This is a genomic window from Bacillus sp. JH7, from assembly GCF_001563515.1.
GTDB classification, from domain to species: domain Bacteria; phylum Bacillota; class Bacilli; order Bacillales; family Bacillaceae_G; genus Bacillus_A; species Bacillus_A cereus.
In genome coordinates, this window is sequence record NZ_LPUS01000010.1 from 1 (window position 1) to 1,651 (window position 1,651).

Here is a 1,651-nt window from a genome sequence, read left to right on the forward strand (position 1 = left end):
CTGAAGATACTGCTTCTTTAAACAAAGAATACGAAGCATTAAAAAGTGAAATTGATCATATCGCTGACAAAACATCTTTCAATGGTATTAAATTCTTAAGTACTGATAAGGGTGGTGCGGCTGATATTAAAGTTCAACTTTCTGATGCTTCTGGCGATACAATGACAATTGACTCTCTAGATGCAAAGAAAATTACAACAGCTAATCTAACTACTTTAGCAGACAGAGGAACTGCTGAGACTGAAATAAAAGCTCTTGACACTGCTATCCAAGAACTAGCTGACGCTAGAGCAACTTTCGGTTCTCAATTAAACCGTTTAGACCATAACTTAAACAACGTAACGAGCCAAGCTACTAACATGGCAGCAGCTGCTTCTCAAATCGAAGATGCTGATATGGCAAAAGAGATGTCTGAAATGACTAAGTTCAAAATTTTAAACGAAGCTGGTATCAGCATGCTTTCTCAAGCTAACCAAACACCACAAATGGTTTCTAAATTATTACAATAAGCCATTTGATTATATAAATCTCTTTGTCTACAAAGAGATTTATATATAACTAAAAACTCAAGATAACAATGGAGGTTCTTAAAATGAGAATTAATACAAATATTAATAGTATGCGTACGCAAGAGTACATGCGACAAAACCAAGACAAAATGAATACTGCGATGAATCGTTTATCTAGCGGTAAATCTATTAACAGTGCGGCTGACGATGCGGCTGGTTTAGCTATCGCTACTCGTATGCGTGCAAAAGAAGGCGGATTAAACGTCGGAGCACGTAACACGCAAGACGCTATGTCTGCTTTACGTACTGGTGACGCTGCTTTAGGATCTATTTCTAACATCTTACTTCGTATGCGTGACCTTGCTACACAAGCTGCAAACGGTACGAATAACGCTGAAGATACTGCCTCTTTAGACAAAGAGTATGTTGCCTTAAAAGATGAAATTGATCACATTGCTGGAAAAACGAATTTTAACGGTAATTCTTTCTTAGATACAACTGCCACTCCTCCCGGAAAAGATATCGAGATTCAACTTTCTGATGCTTCTGGTGATACAATGACAATCAAAGCCATTGATACAAAATCATTGACAACTGGCACTTTAACTAATTTAAAAGATAGAGCCACTGCTGAAACTGAAATAACAAAACTGGACACTGCAATTCAAAAAATTGCTGATGAAAGAGCAACTTTCGGTTCTCAATTAAACCGTTTAGACCATAACTTAAACAACGTAACGAGCCAAGCTACTAACATGGCAGCAGCTGCTTCTCAAATCGAAGATGCTGATATGGCAAAAGAGATGTCTGAAATGACTAAGTTCAAAATTTTAAACGAAGCTGGTATCAGCATGCTTTCTCAAGCTAACCAAACACCACAAATGGTTTCTAAATTATTACAATAAGCCATTTGATTATATAAATCTCTTTGTCTACAAAGAGATTTATATATAACTAAAAACTCAAGATAACAATGGAGGTTCTTAAAATGAGAATTAATACAAATATTAATAGTATGCGTACGCAAGAGTACATGCGACAAAACCAAGACAAAATGAATACTGCGATGAATCGTTTATCTAGCGGTAAATCTATTAACAGTGCAGCTGACGATGCGGCTGGTTTAGCTATCGCTACTCGTA

The 1,651-nt window shown here is 36.6% G+C and carries 2 protein-coding genes and 1 pseudogene; all 3 read left to right on the plus strand.

The features are described 5' to 3' along the window. The coding region (locus AU379_RS17400; protein WP_253724516.1) for a flagellin at positions 1 to 509 on the plus strand (509 nt) is incomplete at its 5' end. Between the two features lie 83 nt (positions 510 to 592). Next, positions 593 to 1,414 (plus strand): flagellin, encoded by an 822-nt coding sequence (locus tag AU379_RS17405; RefSeq protein ID WP_061139570.1) that lies wholly within the window; start codon positions 593 to 595, stop codon positions 1,412 to 1,414. Between the two features lie 83 nt (positions 1,415 to 1,497). Next, positions 1,498 to 1,651 (plus strand): annotated as a pseudogene (locus AU379_RS17410) (flagellin); the annotation flags it as partial.

Bases quoted from the DNA above. Each gene is read 5' to 3' on its own strand.
- AU379_RS17405 (WP_061139570.1), top strand. From the start codon at position 593: ATGAGAATTAATACAAATATTAATAGTATGCGTACGCAAGAGTACATG.